Source organism: Agriterribacter sp. (assembly GCF_035444585.1).
GTDB lineage: Bacteria > Bacteroidota > Bacteroidia > Chitinophagales > Chitinophagaceae > Agriterribacter.
In genome coordinates this window covers 1-22,086 of record NZ_DAOMOZ010000018.1, presented here as the reverse complement: position 1 = coordinate 22,086, position 22,086 = coordinate 1, and the positions used below count along the sequence as shown (strand labels likewise).

General features: G+C 44.1%; 18 protein-coding genes. 14 read left to right on the top strand and 4 right to left on the bottom strand.

All coding sequences use genetic code 11. The annotated features are described in order from the left end of the window. The first annotated feature begins 189 nt into the window (after nucleotides 1–189). The 6 genes from PLH26_RS03490 to PLH26_RS03465 all read left to right on the top strand — a co-directional run bounded on the left by PLH26_RS03490 (nucleotide 190) and on the right by PLH26_RS03465 (nucleotide 8,423). On the top strand, nucleotides 190–1,689 hold the full coding sequence (locus PLH26_RS03490; RefSeq protein WP_324584596.1) for a lipopolysaccharide biosynthesis protein: 1,500 nt from the start codon (nucleotides 190–192) through the stop codon (nucleotides 1,687–1,689). Nucleotides 1,690–1,694: 5 nt separating this feature from the next. Then, on the top strand, nucleotides 1,695–2,234 hold the full coding sequence (locus PLH26_RS03485; RefSeq protein ID WP_324584595.1) for a CopD family protein: 540 nt from the start codon (nucleotides 1,695–1,697) through the stop codon (nucleotides 2,232–2,234). Between the two features lie 166 nt (nucleotides 2,235–2,400). Beyond that, nucleotides 2,401–2,985, top strand: coding sequence for a nitroreductase family protein (locus PLH26_RS03480; RefSeq protein WP_324584594.1), 585 nt, complete (start codon nucleotides 2,401–2,403; stop codon nucleotides 2,983–2,985). Between the two features lie 558 nt (nucleotides 2,986–3,543). Then, nucleotides 3,544–6,969, top strand: a complete 3,426-nt coding sequence (gene ileS, locus PLH26_RS03475; protein WP_324584593.1) for an isoleucine--tRNA ligase — start codon at nucleotides 3,544–3,546, stop codon at nucleotides 6,967–6,969. 4 nt (nucleotides 6,970–6,973) lie between these two features. Then, nucleotides 6,974–7,855: a TraR/DksA C4-type zinc finger protein gene (locus tag PLH26_RS03470; RefSeq protein ID WP_324584592.1), complete on the top strand. Its 882-nt coding sequence runs from the start codon at nucleotides 6,974–6,976 to the stop codon at nucleotides 7,853–7,855. Between the two features lie 115 nt (nucleotides 7,856–7,970). Further along, the gene (locus PLH26_RS03465; RefSeq protein WP_324584591.1) at nucleotides 7,971–8,423 is read left to right on the top strand and encodes a DMT family transporter; all 453 of its coding nucleotides are present in this window, start codon (nucleotides 7,971–7,973) and stop codon (nucleotides 8,421–8,423) included. An 8-nt stretch (nucleotides 8,424–8,431) separates the two neighbouring features. On the opposite strand, the gene PLH26_RS03460 is transcribed toward PLH26_RS03465, so the two are convergent. From PLH26_RS03460 to PLH26_RS03450, 3 genes are all read right to left on the bottom strand, one after another. Further along, nucleotides 8,432–8,917 (bottom strand): YcxB family protein, encoded by a 486-nt coding sequence (locus PLH26_RS03460; protein WP_324584590.1) that lies wholly within the window; start codon nucleotides 8,915–8,917, stop codon nucleotides 8,432–8,434. 812 nt (nucleotides 8,918–9,729) lie between these two features. Then, a complete protein-coding gene (locus PLH26_RS03455) occupies nucleotides 9,730–10,299 on the bottom strand; it encodes a BRO-N domain-containing protein (protein WP_324584589.1) in 570 nt (189 codons plus the stop codon). Between the two features lie 182 nt (nucleotides 10,300–10,481). Then, entirely contained in the window at nucleotides 10,482–10,604 is a 123-nt protein-coding gene (locus PLH26_RS03450; protein ID WP_324584588.1) for a hypothetical protein, read from the bottom strand. 235 nt (nucleotides 10,605–10,839) lie between these two features. On the opposite strand from PLH26_RS03450, the gene PLH26_RS03445 reads away from it, so the two are divergent. Further along, the gene (locus PLH26_RS03445; protein ID WP_324584587.1) at nucleotides 10,840–11,409 is read left to right on the top strand and encodes a hypothetical protein; all 570 of its coding nucleotides are present in this window, start codon (nucleotides 10,840–10,842) and stop codon (nucleotides 11,407–11,409) included. Between the two features lie 303 nt (nucleotides 11,410–11,712). On the opposite strand, the gene PLH26_RS03440 is transcribed toward PLH26_RS03445, so the two are convergent. Continuing rightward, complete coding sequence (locus PLH26_RS03440; protein ID WP_324584586.1) at nucleotides 11,713–15,057, bottom strand: vitamin B12-dependent ribonucleotide reductase; 3,345 nt, start codon at nucleotides 15,055–15,057, stop codon at nucleotides 11,713–11,715. Between the two features lie 509 nt (nucleotides 15,058–15,566). Between PLH26_RS03440 and PLH26_RS03435 the strand changes: the two genes are divergently transcribed. From PLH26_RS03435 to PLH26_RS03405, 7 genes are all read left to right on the top strand, one after another. Next, nucleotides 15,567–16,322, top strand: coding sequence for a phosphoglycerol geranylgeranyltransferase (locus tag PLH26_RS03435; protein WP_324584585.1), 756 nt, complete (start codon nucleotides 15,567–15,569; stop codon nucleotides 16,320–16,322). 351 nt (nucleotides 16,323–16,673) lie between these two features. Then, nucleotides 16,674–17,390, top strand: a complete 717-nt coding sequence (locus PLH26_RS03430) for a GNAT family N-acetyltransferase (protein WP_324584584.1) — start codon at nucleotides 16,674–16,676, stop codon at nucleotides 17,388–17,390. Nucleotides 17,391–17,446: 56 nt separating this feature from the next. Further along, complete coding sequence (locus tag PLH26_RS03425) at nucleotides 17,447–18,637, top strand: argininosuccinate synthase (RefSeq protein WP_324584583.1); 1,191 nt, start codon at nucleotides 17,447–17,449, stop codon at nucleotides 18,635–18,637. A gap of 113 nt (nucleotides 18,638–18,750) precedes the next feature. Further along, nucleotides 18,751–19,746, top strand: a complete 996-nt coding sequence (gene argC / locus PLH26_RS03420) for an N-acetyl-gamma-glutamyl-phosphate reductase (RefSeq protein WP_324584582.1) — start codon at nucleotides 18,751–18,753, stop codon at nucleotides 19,744–19,746. 166 nt (nucleotides 19,747–19,912) lie between these two features. Then, the gene (locus PLH26_RS03415; RefSeq protein ID WP_324584581.1) at nucleotides 19,913–20,269 is read left to right on the top strand and encodes a four helix bundle protein; all 357 of its coding nucleotides are present in this window, start codon (nucleotides 19,913–19,915) and stop codon (nucleotides 20,267–20,269) included. An 84-nt stretch (nucleotides 20,270–20,353) separates the two neighbouring features. Next, entirely contained in the window at nucleotides 20,354–21,505 is a 1,152-nt protein-coding gene (locus PLH26_RS03410) for an aspartate aminotransferase family protein (RefSeq protein WP_324584580.1), read from the top strand. 67 nt (nucleotides 21,506–21,572) lie between these two features. Continuing rightward, nucleotides 21,573–22,086: Rossmann-fold NAD(P)-binding domain-containing protein (locus tag PLH26_RS03405; protein ID WP_502876363.1), on the top strand; the 514-nt coding region annotated here is incomplete at its 3' end.

Sequence of the window (22,086 nt, the reverse complement as noted above, 5' to 3'; positions counted from 1 at the left end):
AAAGGTTGCATCCACAAAAAAATTTCATCCCAAAAAGCAAAGCGCAAAACAGTATTCCCAAAGATCGGAAAGAAAAAAACCTGTCGGCCCGGAATAAAGAAATTGTTTACTTACTCAAAAGGGTTTGTGATCAAAATACTTATTCCGCTTATCTTTACCGCACTCTTTTTTGCTTAAACATTTTGGCTTTTGGCAGGCATTAAACAATTAGCAGGACAAACATTGTGGTATGGAGCAAGCAGCATTATCCCAAGGCTGCTGACCTATATTCTAACGCCTTATCTGACCCTTAAACTAAGCGGCGCCAATTATGGTGATATGACGCTGGTTTATGCCGCCATTCCGTTCCTCAATATATTATACACCTACGGGCTGGAAACAGGTTTTTTCCGGTTCATTCAGCATGAAAAGCACAAAAAAGACCTGTATAATACGGCCAGCATATCGCTTATTATCACCACGGTATTGTTTACGGCCGTTCTTTTACTGTTTACCGGGCCCATATCCCGCATTATAAAAGTGGAAGACCATCCCGAATATGTAACACTCTTTATATTAATTGTGGCTTTCGACAGCCTTTCTACGATACCATTTGCCAAATTGCGGCAGGACGGTCGCCCGGTAAAATACGCGTTGATACGCATCACCGGCGTACTTATTTATATAAGTACATTATACTTTTTTCTCTCTGTTTGCCCGTCTTTAGCACAAAAAGACCCCAACAGCGTATTCGCGCTCCTGAGCAGTGAAACCCTCGGTATTGCTTTAGTGATCGTGGCCAACCTTATTCAATCCGTGTTTACACTGATAATGCTTTGGCAGGAGCTGAAAGCGATCCGCTGGCGGTTCAATGTGCAGCAATGGAAAGAGCTGATGACCTATTCACTTCCCATGCTCGTGGCAGGATTCGGGGGGATGATCAATGAAACATTAGACCGGCTGATGCTGGGCTGGTGGGGAGTGCCGGCGAGCGGCAACATAAAGGTCGAGATCGGCACCTATGGTGCCTGCTATAAGCTGGCTATTTTGATCACTGTTTTTATCCAGGCTTTCCGCATGGGTGCCGAGCCTTTTTTCTTCAAGCAGGCTTTGGGCGAGAATCCCCAACGGGTGTATGCAAGGGTGATGAAATTTTTTGTGATCGTTATTTGTACGATGTTCCTCTTTGTTGTGTTGTACCTGGATGCCTGGAAATATTTTATACAGAACCCCGTTTTTTGGGAAGGGCTTAAGATCGTACCTGTACTTTTATTGGCCAACATGTTCCTGGGCATTTATTACAACCTGTCGGTCTGGTATAAAATAACCAATAAAATTTCAGCCGGCGCATGGATAACGATCGGTGGTGCGCTTATCACTATTGTTATCAACTACCTGTTCATTCCGCGCTTCGGTTATATGGCCAGCGCCTGGGCTACCTTTTTTTGCTACGGAAGCATGATGGTAGCCTGTTACCTATGGGGACAAAAAGAATACCCTGTTCCATACGCCTGGAAAAAGCTTACCGCGTATATAACTATTGTGGTTGTACTGTTTTACGTTCACAGGCTGCTCACTTATCTGTGGCCGCATATGATCTTTAATTATACGCTGGCTACTGTTATACTGGGTGCGTTCCTGCTTTTTGTGCTGCGGGTAGAAAAAAATGAATTTAAAAAGCTTCCGGTTGTGGGCAGGTTTTTAAAATAAAAGGTATGTATCTCTATATAAAGGCGCTTCATATTATTTTTATAGTAACCTGGTTCAGCGGCATGTTTTATATGGTACGGCTGTTTATTTACAATACCGAAGCCGGTGAAAAGCCTGAACCGGACAAAAGTATACTTCGCGATCAATACCGCGTTATGATCAAAAGGTTGTGGCTGGGCATTACCTGGCCTTCTGCCGTGCTTACCCTCATCTTCGGATCATGGATGTGGTATATGCTGGGCTCCCTGCCGGGCTGGCTGATCATTAAGCTTTGCTTTGTGCTGGGATTGTTTTTATACCATTTTTCGCTGCAATATATTTACACCCGGCAAATGAAAGGTATTTTCCGCTGGTCATCGCGGCAATTGAGAATATGGAATGAAGTTGCCACCATTTTTTTGGTTGCCATTGTAATGCTGGTTTCCGTAAAACAAAATATGAGCTGGGCCTGGGGACTACTGGGGCTGATCGCTTTTGTAATTGTTTTGATGAGCGCCATAAAGGTGTACAGGAGATTGAGGGAAAAAGGATCCGGTGAAAAATAAAGCACCAAATCACAAAAAACAAGATCCAGATCAAAATCCGAAGAAAGAAATCCGAAATTCGAAACTATGCAAACGAAAGCCCTGCGAAACGGACATTCCCTGTAACCTGCACCCTGCAACTTGCAACTTGCGCCCTGAAAACCTGAAACCTGAAACCAATATAATTATGCAATACAACACCGATAGCATCAATCATCTCATCCGCAACAGACGTTCCGTATTCCCGGACCAGTTTGATGCGGGCAAACACATCCCCGATGAGGTCATTGAAAATATACTGATCAATGCCACCTGGGCGCCGACACATGGTCAGAATGAGCCCTGGCATTTTACGGTATTTACGGGCGATGGGTTAAAGCAACTGGCTTTATTTCAGAGTGAATTGTACAAACAGGAATCCGGCGGAGGTTTTACCGAAAAAAAATACATTAAATTAAAACAGCAACCCCTAAAAGCATCCCATATCATTGCTTTGGGCATGAAACGGAATGCAAACAGCAGGATACCTGAAATAGAAGATATAGAAGCCGTTGCCTGCGCGGTACAAAATATTTATCTTTCTGTTACGGCTTATGGATTGGGCGGGTACTGGACAACAGGCGGCATCACTTATTATGAAAAAGCCAAAAGCTTTTTTGGACTGGGCGAGGCAGACAGGTTACTCGGCTTTTTTTATACCGGCTATATTGCTGTTCCTTCTGCAAAGGGTAAACGCATCCACATTGATCATAAAGTAAGCTGGGTCCGTTAAAAAAAGAAGAAGGGAGCACGACTGCTCCCCTCGATCCCTAATCCCTAAACCCTGGAAAAACTTAGTATTTTTATTTAAAGAGATCTATGTGTTTGTATTTAACGAATGACCATATACATTTAAAATGCTTTTGTGCTTGTATATAAGTCTTTAATTTTCAGAAACTGTGCCAAACTTTTAAGATGTGGATAAGTGAACATTTTTACTGTTATTAAATAACATCCATTACAAATTTTATACCCGCTTTGAGGTACCGTTCTTTTTATATTCTTTCAATACATGCTCCCGTTTAATTTTCTCCGCATTGTGTAAATACTCACTCACTATTATTTCAAACATGGGGAAATTATTCCCTGCCTCATACTACCGTCTACGCATAACTGAAGTTACTACATACGCCATCTTTGCCGGATCATTCGCTATCGAATTACGCAGGTTTGCCGGATCTATGATTTCAAATAACAGTACCGGGGGCTGATAAGAACATGCCGCAGGGGAACAATATGCCTGCAAATCGCTTATATTTCTGTAACTTCGCCAACATTTTTTGGCTTCATTATGGCAATAAGGTATAAGGAATACAGGGGATTGAACCTGCCGGCTACAGAGCAGGAGATATTAGCAAAATGGGCTGGGGATCAGTCGTTTGAAAAAAGTGTTAGCCTGCGCAACGGAGCGCCGCCCTTTGTATTTTATGAAGGCCCGCCCAGCGCCAACGGTATGCCGGGCATTCACCACGTTATAAGCCGTACCCTCAAAGACCTGGTTTGCCGTTACAAAAGCATGAAAGGTTACCAGGTTAAACGCAAGGCCGGCTGGGATACCCATGGGCTTCCTGTAGAATTGGGCGTTGAAAAAATGCTGGGCATTACGAAAGAAGATATTGGTAAAAAAATATCGGTAGAAGAATATAACGCTACCTGCCGCAGGGAAGTATTAAAATACAAAGACAAGTGGGATGAGCTGACCATAAAAATGGGTTACTGGGTAAACCTCTCTGATCCATATATCACTTTCGAGAATAAGTATATTGAAACACTGTGGTGGTGCCTGAAAGAATTATATAAAAAAGAATTGCTTTATGAAAGTGTAAGCATTCAGCCTTACTCACCCGCTGCAGGCACCGGCCTAAGCTCGCACGAACTGAACCAGCCCGGCACTTATAAAATGGTGAAGGATACTTCGGCAGTTGTTATGTTCAAAGCAGTAAAGGACGAAAAAAGCAGGTTCTTATTTGATGCTGCCCAAAGCGATGAGCTTTTCTTTCTTGCCTGGACCACAACCCCATGGACCTTACCCTCGAATCTTGGGCTTACCGTTGGAACCAATATTGATTATGTATTGGTGCAAACATTTAACCCTTACACACATTTACCCGTAAATGTTGTGCTTGCCAAAACCCTGATCCATACATTTCTTAAGGCCGAAGACGAGAACGGAGATTTTGAGGGATACCCCTCCGCAACCAAAAAGCTGCCGTGGAAAATACTCAGTGAGTTCAAGGGCAAAGATCTTGAAGCAGTAGCATATGAGCAGCTTCTTCCGTTCGAAGCAAATTCTCCTGAAGCCATCCGGGAAATAACCCCCGGCGCAGATCCGTTCCGCATTATGCTGGGCGATTTTGTAACAACCGAAGATGGCACCGGCATAGTGCATACCGCTCCGGCTTTTGGTGCAGATGACTATAAAGTGGGGAAAAAATACAATATCGGCATTGTCACTACTGTAAACAGGGAAGGAAAGTTTATAGAAGGGCTTGGAGAATTCAGTGGCCGTTATGTAAAAAATTATAAAGACGAAAAAGATTACGCAGATGTGAACGTGGATATTGCCGTAAAGCTGAAAAAGGAGAACCGGGCTTTTAAGATCGAAAAATACGAACACAATTACCCCCATTGCTGGCGTACCGATAAACCGGTTTTATATTATCCGCTGGATGCATGGTTCATTAAAACCACGGCATTGAGAGACAGGATGGTGGAGCTCAATAAAACCATTAACTGGAAACCCAGGTCAACCGGTGAAGGCCGTTTCGGCAACTGGTTGGAGAATATGGTAGACTGGAACCTGAGCAGGAGCCGGTATTGGGGAACACCGTTGCCCATCTGGAGAACAGAAGACGGGGTGGAAGAAAAATGCATCGGTTCCATACACGAGCTGAACGAGGAAATAAAAAAGGCGAACGAAGTACTGGGCGGCAATGTAAATGAAAATTATTTGCATAATGGTATCCTCGACCTGCACAAGCCTTATGTAGACGAAGTGATCCTGGTGAGCGGTACCGGCAAGCCGATGGAACGTGTTCCCGATCTGGTAGATGTATGGTTCGACAGTGGCGCCATGCCTTATGCCCAATGGCATTTCCCTTTTGAAAATGCTGAAACTTTTGCCCAAAACTACCCTGCCGATTTTATAGCAGAAGGTGTTGACCAAACACGTGGCTGGTTTTATACCCTCCACGCGCTGGGCAGCCTCCTTAAAGAATCGGTACAGGAAGAGCTGCAAAAAGCCGGTATAAAAGTGAACGAAGAAAAATACCCGGGACTTGCTTTCAAAACCTGTGTATCAAACGGACTGGTGCTTGATAAGAACGGGAACAAGATGAGCAAGCGGGTGGGAAATGTTGTGGACCCGTTTGCCACTATTGAACAATACGGGGCAGATGCCACCCGGTGGTACCTTATTACCAACGCCTCCCCCTGGGATAACCTGAAGTTTGACCTCCAGGGAATAAAAGAAGTACAGCGTAAGTTCTTTGGCACCTTATACAATACCTACCAGTTTTTTGCCCTGTATGCCAATGTAGATGGTTTTGCGTTTAAGGAAGCTTATGTTCCCCTGGAACAGCGCCCGGAAATTGACCGCTGGATACTGTCTTCTTTGAACAGCCTGAAAAAACGGGTAACCGCGTATATGGACGATTATGAGCCTACCCATGCAGGGCGGGCCATTGAAGATTTTGTGGATGAGCATTTAAGCAACTGGTATGTAAGGTTGTGCCGCCGCCGCTTCTGGAAGCCTGCCCGCCAGGGGCATTCGGGGGGAGGTGAGCATGACAAAATATGCGCTTATCAAACATTGTATGAGTGTTTGGAAACCGTGCTGCAGCTTATGGCTCCAATTTCGCCTTTCTTTTGCGATGCCTTATTCAATAACCTGAATGCAGTGTCGGGCAGAAATAAAGCAAGCTCCATTCATCATACTTTGTTCCCCGAACCTGATGCAGCGGCCATAGATACGGCGTTAGAAGAAAGAATGCAGATGGCCCAGGATATTTCATCACTGACACTTTCGCTTCGTAAAAAAGTGAATATAAAAGTCCGTCAGCCGCTCCGGAAAGTCCTCATTCCCGTACAAAACGAACAAATGAAGGATCAGATAACCAGGGTGGAAGACCTGATCAAAAACGAAGTGAATATTAAGGAAATAGAATATATTACGGAGGGAAACGGCTTTATCAGCAAAAAAATAAAGCCCAATTTCATAGCCCTGGGTAAAAAACTGGGTGCAAAAATGAAACCTGTAAGCGCTGCGATAGCATCATTTACCCAGGAAGACATAGCTGCAATAGAAGCAGAAGGCGTTTATATGCTTAATGTGAACGGAGAAAAGATCCCGCTTCAACTGTCGGAAGTAGAGATCCAGAGCGAAGATGTACCGGGGTGGATGGTAGCCAATAAGGGAATGTTAACAGTAGCCCTTGATGTAACGGTTACACCCGAACTGGAAAATGAAGGGATTGCAAGGGAAATCGTTAACAGGATCCAGAAAATCCGCAAAGACAACGGCTATGAACTGACCGACAGAATTCTGGTAAAACTATCCGAAAATACTGTACTCAAACCGTCTATCACTGAATATAATACATATATTTGCGCGGAAATTTTGGCAGATAAAATAGAATGGTTACCAGATATGGCGAACGGTATTGATATAGAAGTGAATGACATACCTCTAAAAATTTTAGTGACCAAAAAAGTATAAATGCATGGCAACCAATAAGAAAGCAGCAAAAAAAGCAGCAGCCCCCAGGGTCAGATCTGCTAAGGCAACGCCCAAAAAAGCGGTGAAACCTGCAAAACCCGCACCTAAAAAGGTTGCAACGCCTTCAAAAAAGGCTAAATCTGCGAAAACGGTGGCACATAAACCTGTTGCAAAAAAAGCCGCAAAAAAAGCTGAACCCAAAAAGTCTGCGACCAAAAAAGCAACAAAACCTATTGGTTCTGTAAAAAAAGTTGCGCATACAGCCGGCCACGAGCCGGCTAAAAAAGCACCTAAGGAAGTACTGTCGGCCGCGGCAAAACATACGTCTTCAAAATTTGAACAAATAAAGAGAGCAGCTAAAGACAGGTCAAAAGCACAAAAAGCAAAAGCAACGAAACCTGTTGTTATTCCCAAATTAAGTACGAGCCATGCACGAAAGTACGAGCCCGAATTTACCCAGTCTGTACTTGACCGTCCCGTAGCTCAGCAAAGTACCCCAACTATGAAATACAGTGATACCGAATTAATTGAATTTAAAGAACTTATATTACGCAAGTTAGAAGCGGCAAAAAAAGAGCTCAATTATCTCCAGGGGCTCATAACCCGCAAAGATGATATGGGGGGAGATGAAAGTGAAAACCGGTATATGACAATGGAAGATGGCAGCATAAGCATGGAAAGAGAACAACTGAGCCAGATGGCAAGCCGCCAGATACAATATATTGATCATTTGGAAAAGGCCATGATGCGTATTGAGAACAAAACATATGGCATCTGCAGGGTTACCGGTAAGCTCATAGATAAGGCAAGGTTACGTGCAGTGCCTCACGCCACTTTAAGCATGGAAGCCAAAATGGGATATGCTAAAAATCCCAATATTCAATAATTTGCTTGCTTAAAATCAGTTTAAAGCCGGATGTTTATTGAAAAAGCATCCGGCTTTTTTATATATCCCCTGCTGAATTCTCTTCACTCAAGTTTTTTATCAAAATAAAAACCATATGCAGTCAAGACTATTTTTGCTGATGCTGATCACAGCCATCACGGGCTCTGTCCTTCCCATACAGGCAGGAATAAACGCCAGGCTGGGTAAGGTGTCGGGAGGCCCTGTAATTGCCGCTTTTATATCTTTTTTGGTAGGAACTGTTTTTTTGGCGGTTTACCTGTTCATCAGCCGCAGGCACAGCTTCCAGTGGAACGGGATACAGGCAGCGCCCCTGTGGCTGTTTGCCGGGGGGTTGATCGGCGCCTTTTATGTAGCGGCCATTACCTTTATTGTGCCCACACTTGGAACAGCCCTCACCTTTGCGCTTATTATAGCAGGTCAGTTGCTGGCTGCTATGGTCATTGACCATTACGGGTGGCTGGGCATGAGTGTACATGAAATAAGCGCAGGAAGGATAGCCGGCGCTGTTTTATTGATCACCGGTGTGATACTGATCCAGAAATATTAGAAGCGGTTTTATAGTTTTTTCTTACTTATTTTATTTTTGAGGAATACCCTTGCTTCGTGTACCCCGTCACTGTCGCCAAATGCATCCTTGGGTAGTAAAAAGAAGCTGCGTGGATTAAAATACAGGTGAAAAAAATTGGGCGTTTCTATCATTTCGCTGAATTCTCTCCATGCCCAGCTTTTACTTCCCTTTGAATTTTCAATGAAAAAATGATTTTCTTCCAGCGACACCCGGAAGCTGTCGCGGAATGTGGCAGATTTTTTATAAATAGCCGAAGGCAGCCATCGCCAGAAAGCAAGCATCAGCACTACCCATAAAACAAAGCTGATCAGGAAAGCGAGCGGGGTTACTTTTTTATAGTAGAATAAAATGGCGGCCACAGAAGTAAAAACATTTACCAGGATGATCATGAACTTGATTTCCCGCTTGCTGATAAAATGATAGCGCAGCGCTTGCAATACCTGGGCTTTTTTGTATGTTACCGTTACCTGCATAAGCCATGAAGATAAAAAAAGAAAAGTTTAAATTCCTTTTTTATATAATACAGGAATTTAAACTTTTACTGCGCCGGTGAACCGGTAGCGGTAAATCATTACTGAACCGCAAACAGTGCCATGCACAGCATTTATTTTCCGGAAAACGTATGGGCTGAGCCTGTACGTTTTCCCTGCACATCATCTGATATCACGGCATTTTTTGTACCCGCCGTTTGCAGCCTGGTAAGGCGTTATGGACTGGGCACAGGAAGAAAGAAAAAGAACAAAAAGCAATGCTGCGATGAATCTTATCATTTTAAAACAATTTAGACTGTAAAGAAAATACCAGGCATGCAAAAAAAGAATTATACAGACCGTAATTCTACGAGATTACACTTATTGCGGGTTCAAACACAAAAAACGATAAAAATTGTTCATTTAACGTAAATGGCTGCTTAACAGCTTCCTGCAAAACCCCGTATTTGAAGCTTAAATGAGCGCCCGTTTTAAACTATAATATTGATTTTCAATATCAGGCGGAGCAAAAAAATCATCCCGGCGAGCCTGAACGGAGTTGTGCAGGTTCATTCCTAACCGTTATTTGTTCCTAACTTTGATACATGGCGATTTTTAAAAAATACCGCATGGATAAAACTGTTTTTGGTATGAGAAAACATCAAAGCTGATGCCTGATATTTTGCATAGTATTCAACTTGCGTGAGGACTAGAAGCGGAAGCCTATTTATTTTCCCCTTTTTTCAGTTCTTTATTTTTAGATGCGGGTGGCAAAAAATTTTCGGATGTGATTACTTCCCTGCCCGTTTTCTGCTCTAATGCAAGTCTTGCATCTTTACACTTATATCTGTCCATTCCTGATGAATGACGTTGGTAAGAAAAGCAAATTCATCAGATTTTTCCACCCCGCTTTGCTTCCAGTAATCAGTGAGTTTGTTCCGGGTTTCCTGTCCGCTCATCCGTTGCTGTATCCACTTTTCACTTCTACCCAATTTCTGCCAGTTTGCCCTTGCCCTGTCGAGGCTTTGTTCAGGGTCGGCTATTTCCTGCATTCTTTCGTGCCCTACTTTTGCCAGCCATTGTTTAAACGGTTCGGCTTTAGGAGAAGGAATGGATTGGATAATACGAAGTAAGGTTTCAGTATCTGCAACGTCCGTTTCTCTCATTTTACCGTCCTCAGCTTCCATTTTCAACTGTCCCAGATTTTGGGACACTTCACTTCCCTCTGTTTTCAGTTTGGTTTTCAAGGCATTCCAATACTTTCTCGGACGTGGGCTTTCTGTTAAGATTTCAATTACATCTATAACCGAAAAAAACCACAGTTCTTTTTCTTCGTCCCAATGGGTGCGGACTTTCTTACTTTCAAAAAGTTTGATGTTTCTCATGTAACAAATATAAAAATTTACAATTATCGGCGTCCTAATAAATAATTTAGTGATCACAAGGCAGCAGGCTATACACAAAGCAATACCACCAAAATCCGCGCTATGGATTTCGATAGCTTTATTTATTTGTTCCTGACTTTGATACACGACAATTTTCAAAAATACCGGATGGATAAAACCGTTTACGACCGGAATAATTCAATGGCGTACTGCACCAAAATAGTAAGGCATAACCCCAAAAGCACAAACAATTTCTCCATCACAAAATAATGAATAACCAGCACGGCAAATTTTAATAAACGCAAACACTTAAAATTTTTAATTATATCCTTTTATCTCACATAATTAGTTGCTTAAAATACAGTTTCCTCATAAAATTGGATTACATTATGCGAGCATGAGAAACATATATGTCTTCATTCCGATATCGCATATCCCGCCAATACCTGCCGGTTATTCTCATTTGTTAAGGCAATGATTTTGTACACAACAAATGTGTGTATGCCGTAACATTCAAATTTCACTAAAAACTAATTCAATATGAAATATTTGTTGCTATCTTTTATCTTTTTTATAGCTCTCGGCAATGCCTTTGCTCAAATAAATAAAGGTGTTTGGATGGTGGGCGGAAATGGAACTTTTCTCTCTTCGAAAATAAAATTCGAAAATTCAACTTATGCAGCTGGCTCAGACCGGGTAAGCGTATCTGTATCCGCCCCAATCGGTTACTTTTTCGTGGATAAATTCGCTGCAGGTTTGAAGCCTGCATACGACAAGTTTAAAGAAGAATCAACTGGGGGAGGATATTCAAATGAAAACAGGTATGGGTTGGGTCCGTTTGCCAGATATTATTTTTTGAACAAAGACAACCAGTTTAATATCCTCACCGACCTTGGCTATCAATATGGATTGTACAGGTTCAAGCCAAGAAGAGGTCATATTAATACTTTTTTTGCAGGCGCCGGATTAACTGGCTTTTTTAATACAAGTGTAGGCATAGAAATATTGGCGGGATACTATTTTAGAAAGGAAATCGTAAAAGAATCTTACACAACTACTCAAAAGGGGTTTCAAATGTCAATAGGATTTCAATTTTATCTCGAAAAATAAAAAACTTAAGTTATGAAAAAACTAATTTTATTGTTTTTACGGTTACCATTTCTGCAAAAAGCATTACCAGTGTTCACGGTACCGCTCTTAATATTAGCCCGGTAGTAGACAAAGCGCCCTATAACAAAGTTTCAAACAGCGGGGCCATCACATTTTCGCCTGCTGTGGGATACTTTTTACCGGCAAATTTGCCGCAGGTGTAAAGCCTGCTTTTTCGCATTATAAAACAAAAAAAATCCATCCCGGAGAACCGGAACGGATTTGTGTAGGTTTTATATATTCCTAACCGTCCTAAATGAATTTTTAGCTGCAGCCCATGCTGTTGCCGCAGTTCAGGCATTTGTAGCAGGTGCCGCTGCGCACGGTAATGTGCCCGCAGGTATTACAGGCAGGCGCATCGCTTTGCATGCTTTTAAGGTGCAGGCTTACCACATTTGCACCGGCCGCCGACCGTTGGGCCTTAGACGGCTGAACAGGAGAACCGCTGTTGGGCGAGGTTCCCACCACTCTTACATCGCTCAGCGCCGGTGGCTTGGCATATTCCAGTCCTGTGGGCACATCGTCCCAATCATCAGTACCGGCATTCCCGATCTCCGGCTTATCCAATACATGCACCAGGTCTGTTCTTCCCAAATATTCATATGCCAGGCACCGGAATACAAAATCCACGATAGAAGTGGTAGACTTGATATTCGGGTGGTCTACCATGCCGGCCGGCTCAAACTTGGTGAACACAAATTTTTCTACAAACTCTTCCAGCGGCACCCCGTACTGGAGTCCAACAGAAACCGATATGGCAAAGCAGTTCATCAGGCTGCGTAAAGTAGAGCCCTCTTTTGCCAGGTCAATGAATATCTCACCCAATGTTCCATCGCCGTATTCGCCGGTGCGGAGGAAAAGCGCCTGCCCGTTTATTTTAGCCTTTTGCGTAAACCCGCGGCGTTTGGCAGGCAGGGTCTTTCTTTCCACGATCATTGATAGCTGGCGCTTTAACTTGGTATCGGTTGATTCCTGCATGCGTTTGTGCAGCTCATCCAGCAATTCATCCACAGTTAGCTTGCCCATATCAATAAAATGGCTGTCCTGTGCAGGTGCAGCTTCCGCACGCTCTTCTTTGGGCTTTGTCTTCTTTGTATCGCTTTTATTGCTGAGCGGCTGGCTGAGTTTTGATCCGTCGCGGTATAAAGCACAGGCTTTCAACCCCAGCTCCCAGCTAAGCATATATGAATCGGCTATTTCTTCTACCGTTGCTTCATGGGGCAGGTTAATGGTTTTAGAGATTGCCCCGCTGATAAAAGGCTGGGCGGCAGCCATCATACGGATATGCCCGTGCGCATGGATAAAGCGTTCGCCTTTTTTGCCGCATTTGTTGGCGCAATCAAATACGGGGTAATGTTCCTTTTTAAGATGCGGCGCTCCTTCAATGGTCATCGTGCCGCATATATAGTCGTTTGCCGCTTCAATCTGGGCTTCCGTAAAGCCTAAAGCTGCAAGCAGGTTAAAGTTCCAGTCGTTGTACTGTTCCGGTGTAAAGCCAAGCCGTTCCAGGCAGGGTTCCCCTAAAGTGAATTTATTGAATACGAAACCGATCTCAAATGCAGAGGCAAGCGCTGCATCCAGCTTTTTGATCTCTTCGGCTATAAATCCCTTTTCGCTCAATGTTTGAGGATTAATGAAAGGAGCGCCTGCAAATGCTGCGGAACCAACGGCATATTTAATAATAGCGTCAATTTCTTTTCGACTGTACTTAAGGTTTTTCAATGCCTGTGGTACCGACTGGTTAATGATCTTAAAATAACCGCCGCCGCTCAGCTTTTTAAATTTCACCAGGGCAAAATCGGGCTCTACACCCGTAGTATCGCAATCCATAACCAGCCCTATCGTGCCGGTGGGAGCTATAACAGTGGTTTGCGCATTCCGGTAGCCGTATTTCTCTCCCATTTCCACAGCTTCATCCCATGCGTTGCAGGCCGCTTTCAGCAGGTAGTCCGGGCAGTATTTAGCATGAATGCCCTGTGGCTTAGTGCTCAGTTGTTCATATTCATCGGCATCATACGCAGCAAGGCGGTGGTTGCGCATTACGCGCATCATGTCTTCCTTATTTTCTTCATACCGGGCAAAAGCTCCCAGGTGCTGCGCAATTTCGGCGGATGTTTTATAAGAAACCCCCGTCATAATGGCCGTAATAGCGCCGGCTATGCCGCGGGCTTCTTTGCTGTCGTAGGGAATACCGCTTATCATAAGCATAGAACCCAGGTTGGCATATCCCAGTCCAAGTGTCCTGTAATCATACGAAAGCTGGGCCACCTCTTTAGAAGGGAACTGCGCCATAAGCACAGATATTTCCAGAACGGTTGTCCAGAGGCGCACGGTGTACTCGAAGCCTTTTACATCAAAAACGTTGTTCTCTTCATTGAAAAACTTGCGAAGGTTCACGGAGGCAAGATTGCAGGCAGTATTGTCTAAGAACATATACTCACTACAAGGGTTGGAGGCCCGGATACGTCCACCTTTGGGGCTGGTATGCCATTCATTAATGGTGGTATCGTATTGGGTACCCGGGTCTGCACAACGCCAGGCTGCATACGCAATCTGGTTCCAAACTTCCCTGGAAGGTACTTTTTTCATTATCCTTCCATCGGAACGCGCCTTCAGTTCCCAATCCTCGTTATTTTTCAGTTTTTCAAAGAAATCGTTTGAAATGCGGATCGAATTGTTTGAGTTTTGACCGCTCACGGTTTTGTAGGCTTCTCCTTCATAATCCGATGCATACCCGGCAGCGATTAGTGCAGCCACTTTATTTTCCTCCTCCACTTTCCAGTTGATAAATTCCATTATCTCGGGGTGATCGAGATCAAGACATACCATTTTAGCAGCCCGACGGGTGGTGCCGCCGCTTTTGATGGCCCCTGCAGCCCTGTCGCCGATCTTTAAAAAGCTCATCAATCCCGATGAAGTGCCACCGCCGCTCAGTTTTTCACCTTCGCCGCGTATATTGGAATAATTGGTGCCTACGCCGCTGCCATACTTGAATATACGGGCTTCCCTCACCCACAGATCCATGATACCCCCTTCGTTTACCAGGTCGTCTTCAACGCTCAATATAAAACAGGCATGGGGCTGCGGGCGCTCATATGCCGAAGTTGATCTTTTTAGTTTGGCATCTTTTGGGTCTACATAATAATGTCCCTGCGGCTTTCCTTTAATGTCATAGCTTTCATACAGCCCGGTATTGAACCATTGCGGGCTGTTGGGCACGCAGGCCTGGTTTAAAATACAATATACCAGCTCTTCATAAAACACCTGTGCGTCCTGCGCGGAAGCAAAATACCCGTACCGCTCTCCCCATACTTTCCAGCAATTGGCCATACGGTGCGCCACCTGCTTTGCCGAAGTTTCGCGGCCCAGAGACCCGTCGGGCTGGGGCACCCCTGCTTTACGGAAATATTTCTGCGCCAATATATCGGTAGCTATCTGGCTCCATTGTTTGGGAACTTCCACATTTTTCATTTCAAATACGATCTCCCCGCTGGGGTTGCGTATTACGGAGCTGCGGTAATCGTATTCAAACTGATCAAAAACATCTATTCCGTCCCTGGTAAAGAGACGGTGATACCTTAAGCCACCGCTTTGTTTTTCATTTGTCATAATTATGTTGGGTTTGATAAGTTTTGCGATAAGTTAAGTTACTATTATCAAATGATAAGAGGACGAAAATATCAGGCTTAATTGTTTTGTCAAACTGTTAAATATTAACAGCGTGTGGATAAGTACTGAATAGGTAATACAGGATTTGGTTTTATTACTTCTTCACATGCATTTGAAAAAAAAATTTGGTTTTGCGGCTAAAGTTCTTTAAATATCATTAGCATCCCGGTCAACACCGCACTGACCGGTATTTTGCAGCAGGGGATGCAGATATCCCCACATTTCAGCTTTTCTCTTTTATTGGCTCCCGGGGATATAAAATATTCATAAAACGGCCGGCTTCTTAAAACCGCCGGAACATTTAGGCATTTGGTTTTACCGGCAGCCTTATAATACGTTTTGCGTACTTTTACCCGGCACCACCTTATATTTACGATGCAGCAGTATTATTTTTTTAAACGGGCTAACCCAAAAACTTTTTGCATTTTTGCAGCTAAGGAATCCATAGCATGACCGATCTTATTCATCAATCCATAGCAGGCAAAAAAAAGGCGGGCAGGAAATCATTTGCCGTACTTATTGATCCCGATAAAGTAGACGAACAAAAGATAGCGGAACTGTCGGAGCTCACCACCGAGGCCAACGTGGATTATTTACTGGTAGGAGGAAGCCTGGTGATCAGCAACCACCTTGATGAAGTTGTGAAACAGGTCAAAAGACAATGCAGCATACCGGTCATCCTTTTTCCCGGTACCCCTTCGCAGGTCAGCCGTTACGCCGATGCGCTGCTGTATCTCTCCCTGATCTCGGGCAGGAACCCTGAATTGCTGATAGGGCAGCATGTGATCTCGGCGCCGTTTGTTAAGCAAAGCGGGCTGGAGATCATTTCAACGGGGTATATGGTCATTGATGGCGGGGCTCCTACAACGGTGTCTTATATCAGCAATGCCACACCCATCCCGTTCAATAAAAACGAAATTGCCATGTGCACAGCCATGGCAGGTGAAATGCTGGGCATGAAACTTATATATATGGATGCGGGCAGCGGCGCCGAGCGGCCCATTACAGAAGCAATGATTGCCGGGGTAGCCAACGCAATAGAGGTACCCCTTGTTGTTGGCGGGGGCATAACCGATCCTGAAAAGGCCTATCTTAACTGCAAAGCCGGCGCAGACGTAATAGTGGTAGGCAACGCCATAGAAAAGGACATCTCCCTTATAAAAGAAATAAGCACAGCCATACACAGTGTGCCAGTCCGCGTATAGCGTATATTTTAGACCTCATTTCAAAATTTCACATAAAAAATACCCCTGCAAGTAAAAAAAGTATTTTCTTTGCATCGTCAAAAAAACTTATTAAAGCTCAGCTATAATGCAAAAAAATCTCACCATAGTACTCGCTGATGTGTTTGCCAGGGCAGACGCTACATTGCGTGGGGTTTTTCCTGTTCTGCCAGGAGCAGTTTTTTTCTGTCCTCCAACTCCCTTCCGGGTGCGACGTTGATACATTTTACCATAGCATACCCACCGTTATGGAAAAATACCGCATCAGAAAAGCTGATGGCGGCATGGTGGCAGTTACCCCTTTTATAACTTGCTATTTAAGGAACAAAAAGAATGAAAACGCAGGAACAATTTCAGATACTCATTGCCAATGAAAGCCACCTCAGCTTTGCACAGATCATTTGCGATGAAATGGCCTCCTCAGCCAAAGCCCGGGGAACAGGCATAGCCAAAAGGAGCCCCGAATACATACAACAGAAAATGCGTGAAGGCAAAGCGGTGATCGCCTTTAATAAAGAGGGGATCTGGGCCGGGTTTTGCTATATAGAAACCTGGAGCCATGGCGAATATGTAGCCAATTCGGGACTTATTGTTGCACCCCCTTTCAGAAAAAGCGGGCTGGCGCGCGCCATTAAAAGGAAAATATTTGAGCTGAGCCGTAAGCTATATCCCGAAGCAAAAATATTTGGGCTTACCACGGGACTGGCAGTAATGAAGATCAATTCCGAACTGGGGTATGAACCGGTTACTTATTCTGAATTAACACAGGATGAGGCTTTTTGGGCAGGTTGTAAAAATTGCGTAAACTACGACGTGTTGATGAGCAAAGAGCGAAAGAACTGCTTTTGCACGGCGATGCTCTATGATCCAAAAGAGCATTCCAAACCGGAAGAGACCAAAGAAGCGTTCCGGCAACATTCTAAATTATACGAACGCTTTATGCGTATTAAGAAATGGAAGCTGCTGCAGCCTTTTTTAAAGAAGGATAAGGAAGAATCCAAAAGCAGGCGCAATATGAAGACAATACTGCATTTTTTCTTTAACCTGTAGCTTTGCAGTTCTAAAGCATATATGCTTTCGGAATATCAGTTTAAAAGTAGAAACGAATGAAAAAAATTGTTTTGGGCTTTAGCGGCGGATTAGATACATCCTATTGTGTAAAATATTTGAGCGAAGACAGGGGCTATGAAGTACATTCTGTTATTGTAAATACCGGTGGATTTACTGAAGAAGAGCTGGAAAAGATTGAAGCGCATGCTTATGCCCTTGGCGTAAAAACACATACTACCGTAGATGCGGTGTCATCGTATTACGACAGCATCATCAGGTACCTGGTTTACGGAAATGTTTTAAAGAACAACACGTATCCTTTAAGCGTGAGCGCAGAAAGGCTGAGCCAGGCGCTGCACATTGCTGAGCATGCAAAAAAGCTGCATGCCGATGCGGTGGCGCATGGCAGCACAGGAGCGGGCAACGACCAGGTACGTTTTGATATGATCTTTCATATCATGATCCCCGGTGTGGAGATCATTACGCCTATCCGTGATCTGAAGCTGAGCCGTGAAGCAGAAATAGCTTACCTTAAGGACAAAGGCGTACAGATGAATTTTGAAAAAGCCGTATACTCCATCAATAAAGGGCTCTGGGGCACAAGCGTAGGCGGTAAAGAAACTTTATCATCCAAAGGCATATTGCCCGAGGAAGCATGGCCCACGCAAGTTACCGCATCCGAAGCAAGGGAAGTGAAGCTGAGCTTTACAAAGGGTGAGCTAACGGGCGTGGACGACCGGTCTTTTGGCCACCCCACAGAAGCCATCCGGTACCTGCAGACCATTGCCGGGTCTTATGGCATAGGGCGTGATATTCATGTAGGAGATACCATTATCGGCATAAAAGGGCGTGTAGGGTTTGAAGCAGCGGCGCCTATGGTTATATTAAAAGCACACCATGCGCTGGAAAAGCATGTGCTTACCAAATGGCAGCTTAACTGGAAAGACCAGTTGGCGCAGTTTTACGGCAACTGGCTGCATGAAGGACAGATACTGGATCCTGTAATGCGGGATATTGAAGCTTTTTTGGAAAATTCGCAGGAAACTGTTACCGGTGAAGTGTTTGTTCAGTTGCTGCCTTACCGTTTCCAGGTTATTGGCATTGAATCGCCTCATGATCTGATGAACAGCAGGTTTGGGAAATATGGCGAAATGAACACTGGTTTCACCGGCGAAGACGTAAGAGGATTCAGCAAAATATTCGGCAACCAGGTTTCTATACATCATTTAGTAAATACAAAGGTGTAGGGAATAAGCTATGAGGTGGTGTTGCCTTATGCCTTACACCCTATACCTTACACCTCACACCTTATACCTTATACCTTATACCATATACCTTATACCATATACCACCATACACGATGAAAATAAAAGCAGGAATAATAGGCGGCGCAGGATATACCGGCGGGGAACTGATCAGGTTATTATTGAATCATCCGGATGTGGATTTTTCTTTTATTCACAGTCGCAGCAATGCAGGCAAACCGCTTTGTTCGGTTCACCAGGACCTCCTGGGAGATACGGATCTGGCATTCACCAACGACCTTGCTCCCGTACAAAATGGAAATCTTGACGTTTTATTTTTGTGCCTGGGGCACGGCGAGTCAAGAAAATTCCTTTCGGAAAATACAGTGAGTGAGCATACCAGGATCATAGATCTTGCAAATGATTTCCGGCTCAGCGCTCAATCTGCCATTGGCAGCCGCAGCTTTGTTTACGGTTTGCCCGAAATAAACCGCGAAGCGATCCGGTCGGCGCACGATATTGCCAACCCCGGCTGCTTTGCCACCGCTATACAATTGGGATTGCTTCCCATGGCAAAAGCAGGGTTGCTGGAAGAAGTATATACAACGGGCATCACCGGCAGCACCGGCGCCGGGCAAAGTCTTTCATCTACTGCTCATTTTAGCTGGCGGGCAAACAATATACAGGCATACAAAACCCTGACTCACCAGCATCTCGGGGAAATTGCACAGTCGCTTATGCAGGTGTCGCCATCCAATGGACGTGAGCAACAACTTAATTTTGTGCCCTGGCGCGGCGATTTTACGCGTGGTATTTTTATAAGCTCCACTATACATTGTGAGCGCCCGTATAAAGAGTTGACCGGGCTGTATAAAGATTTTTATAAGGACCAGCTATTTACCATAGTAAGTGATGTGCCGATATTTTTAAAGCAGGTGGTCAACACCAACAAATGCATTATCCAGCTAGAAAAGGTAGGTACTAAATTAGTGGTACATTCCATTACCGACAATTTATTAAAGGGCGCCTGCGGGCAGGCTGTTCAAAATATGAACCTGATGTTTGGTATTGATGAAGCAGCGGGGTTGAGGCTGAAAGCGGGAGCGTTTTGAGTGAGAGAAGGTAATATAAGGTAGAAGGTAAAGGGTGGAAGGTAGAGGGTAGGCGGAAGGGTATGGGGTGGAAGTGACGGGTGATGTGCGGTTGCTTGACCTGCAACCTGAAACCTGTAACTTGCAATCAACACAACACATTTTGCTAACCATTTAAAATACCGTTATGCGTGATTACAAGAAACTTGAAGTTTGGAGTAAGTTCCATCACCTTTATTTGTATATAAAAAAAGAGATTGCAGTGAAATTACCGAAAGAAGAGAAATATGAATTGGCTTCGCAATTGCAAAGAGCAGCATTATCCGTTCCTCTAAATATAGCAGAAGGTTGTGGCAGATATACAGATAAAGATTTTGCACATTTTCTTGATAACGCATTAGGATCATTAAATGAAACTGATTATTGCTGTTTTGCTGCATCTGAGTTGGATTATATCAGCAATAAAGAATATAATATTGTAAACAAAATGATTAATGAGTCAAGGGCTATGCTCATAGCCTTTCTAAAATTCTTACGACGATGATCCTGCCCTACACCTTTTTTCTACCTTATACCCTACACCCTCTACCTTACACCTTATTAACGAACTAAATAACTTACACATATCATGAACTTATTCGACGTATACCCCATCAACAATATAGCCATCGTAAAAGCCAAAGGTTCTTATGTGTGGGATGATAAGGGAGAGCAGTATCTTGACCTGTATGGCGGGCATGCCGTTATTTCAATAGGACATACTCACCCTCATTGGGTTCAGCGCATAGAAGAGCAGCTAAAAAAAATAGCTTTTTATTCCAATTCCATTAAGATCCCCCTGCAGCAGGAGCTGGCTGCAAAGCTCGGGCGGCTATCGGGCAAGGAAGATTACCAGCTTTTTCTGTGTAACAGCGGCGCCGAAGCCAATGAAAATGCTTTAAAGCTGGCCTCTTTTTACAACAACAGGAAAAAGGTAGTGGCTTTCACCAGATCTTTTCACGGGCGTACCTCATTAGCGGTATCCGTTACGGATAATAAAAATTATATCGCCCCCGTAAATGAAACCGGCAATGTGATATTCCTCCCGTTCAACGATGAGCAGGCCCTGGAAGACTGCTTCGCAAAAAACGGGAAAGAAATTTCTTCAGTTATTATAGAAGGTATACAGGGTGTTGGCGGCATTAATGTGGCCGAAGACAGCTTTTTAGAAAAGATCCGCAGCTTATGTGATGAATACGGTGCTGTATACATTGCGGATAGTGTGCAATGCGGCTATGGAAGAACAGGAAAGTTTTTTAGTCATGATTTTGCCGGGGTAAAAGCCGATATCTATTCCATGGCCAAAGGAATGGGCAATGGGTTTCCGGTGGCGGGTATCATTATTGCACCGCATATTAAGCCCAAACATTTCCAGTTGGGTACCACATTTGGCGGCAATCATTTGGCCTGCGCTGCTGCGCTGGCCGTATTGGAAGTGCTGGAATCGGAAAAATTACTGGGGAACGCGGTAATGGTGGGTAAATACCTGAAAGAAGCATTAAAAAATATTCCTGAGCTGAAAAATGTCCGTGGCAGGGGACTGATGATCGGGTTTGACGTGCCTGAAGGATTGAAGGATCTGAAAAAGAATTTGCTGCTGAACCAGAAAATATTTACGGGAGAGGCTAAGCCCAATGTTATCCGCTTATTGCCTTCCCTGGCTTTGAAAAAAAGAGATGCCGAAGATTTTATTGAGGCCATCAAAGAAGAAATTGCTGCCCTGGCTGTGCAGGAAGCATAGCTGCAGGCATGTGAGATGAAGAAGAAAAAAAGCTTGTAAAAAATTGTACGTTTTTAATCATTAAGAGATGGGTTTCGAATCAAAAGAACTGCTCCAAATTCCGCCATCCGGCATTGCCCGGTTTGTTTCTGCAAACGACGTAAAGAATATTAATGCTCTGGCAAAGCTGGCTTTAGCATATAAGGCAGATCCGTTCATGCACAAAACAAAAGGGATCAATAAACGCATAGGCCTGCTGTTTCTGAACCCCAGTATGCGAACCCGTTTAAGCACCCAAATTGCTGCGCAGAATTTAGGAATGGAAGCGATCGTATTTAATGTAGGCAGTGAAGGCTGGGCTTTGGAATTTGAAGATGAAGCCATCATGAGCGGCAATAAAGTGGAACATGTAAAAGATGCGGCCCCCATTATGGGCAAATATTTTGATATTCTCTGCATCCGCACATTTCCTTCTTTAAAAAACAGGGAAGACGACTACAGCGAGCTGTACATCAATCAATTTATTAAATATGCCGGCATCCCGGTGGTAAGCCTTGAAAGCGCTACTTTACATCCCCTGCAAAGTTTAACAGACATTATAA

Bases quoted from the DNA above. Each gene is read 5' to 3' on its own strand.
- PLH26_RS03485 (WP_324584595.1), top strand. From the start codon at position 1,695: ATGTATCTCTATATAAAGGCGCTTCATATTATTTTTATAGTAACCTGG.
- PLH26_RS03480 (WP_324584594.1), top strand. From the start codon at position 2,401: ATGCAATACAACACCGATAGCATCAATCATCTCATCCGCAACAGACGT.
- ileS (WP_324584593.1), top strand. From the start codon at position 3,544: ATGGCAATAAGGTATAAGGAATACAGGGGATTGAACCTGCCGGCTACA.
- PLH26_RS03470 (WP_324584592.1), top strand. From the start codon at position 6,974: ATGGCAACCAATAAGAAAGCAGCAAAAAAAGCAGCAGCCCCCAGGGTC.
- PLH26_RS03465 (WP_324584591.1), top strand. From the start codon at position 7,971: ATGCAGTCAAGACTATTTTTGCTGATGCTGATCACAGCCATCACGGGC.
- PLH26_RS03460 (WP_324584590.1), bottom strand. From the start codon at position 8,917: ATGCAGGTAACGGTAACATACAAAAAAGCCCAGGTATTGCAAGCGCTG.
- PLH26_RS03455 (WP_324584589.1), bottom strand. From the start codon at position 10,299: ATGAGAAACATCAAACTTTTTGAAAGTAAGAAAGTCCGCACCCATTGG.
- PLH26_RS03445 (WP_324584587.1), top strand. From the start codon at position 10,840: ATGAAATATTTGTTGCTATCTTTTATCTTTTTTATAGCTCTCGGCAAT.
- PLH26_RS03440 (WP_324584586.1), bottom strand. From the start codon at position 15,057: ATGACAAATGAAAAACAAAGCGGTGGCTTAAGGTATCACCGTCTCTTT.
- PLH26_RS03435 (WP_324584585.1), top strand. From the start codon at position 15,567: ATGACCGATCTTATTCATCAATCCATAGCAGGCAAAAAAAAGGCGGGC.
- PLH26_RS03430 (WP_324584584.1), top strand. From the start codon at position 16,674: ATGAAAACGCAGGAACAATTTCAGATACTCATTGCCAATGAAAGCCAC.
- PLH26_RS03425 (WP_324584583.1), top strand. From the start codon at position 17,447: ATGAAAAAAATTGTTTTGGGCTTTAGCGGCGGATTAGATACATCCTAT.
- argC (WP_324584582.1), top strand. From the start codon at position 18,751: ATGAAAATAAAAGCAGGAATAATAGGCGGCGCAGGATATACCGGCGGG.
- PLH26_RS03415 (WP_324584581.1), top strand. From the start codon at position 19,913: ATGCGTGATTACAAGAAACTTGAAGTTTGGAGTAAGTTCCATCACCTT.
- PLH26_RS03410 (WP_324584580.1), top strand. From the start codon at position 20,354: ATGAACTTATTCGACGTATACCCCATCAACAATATAGCCATCGTAAAA.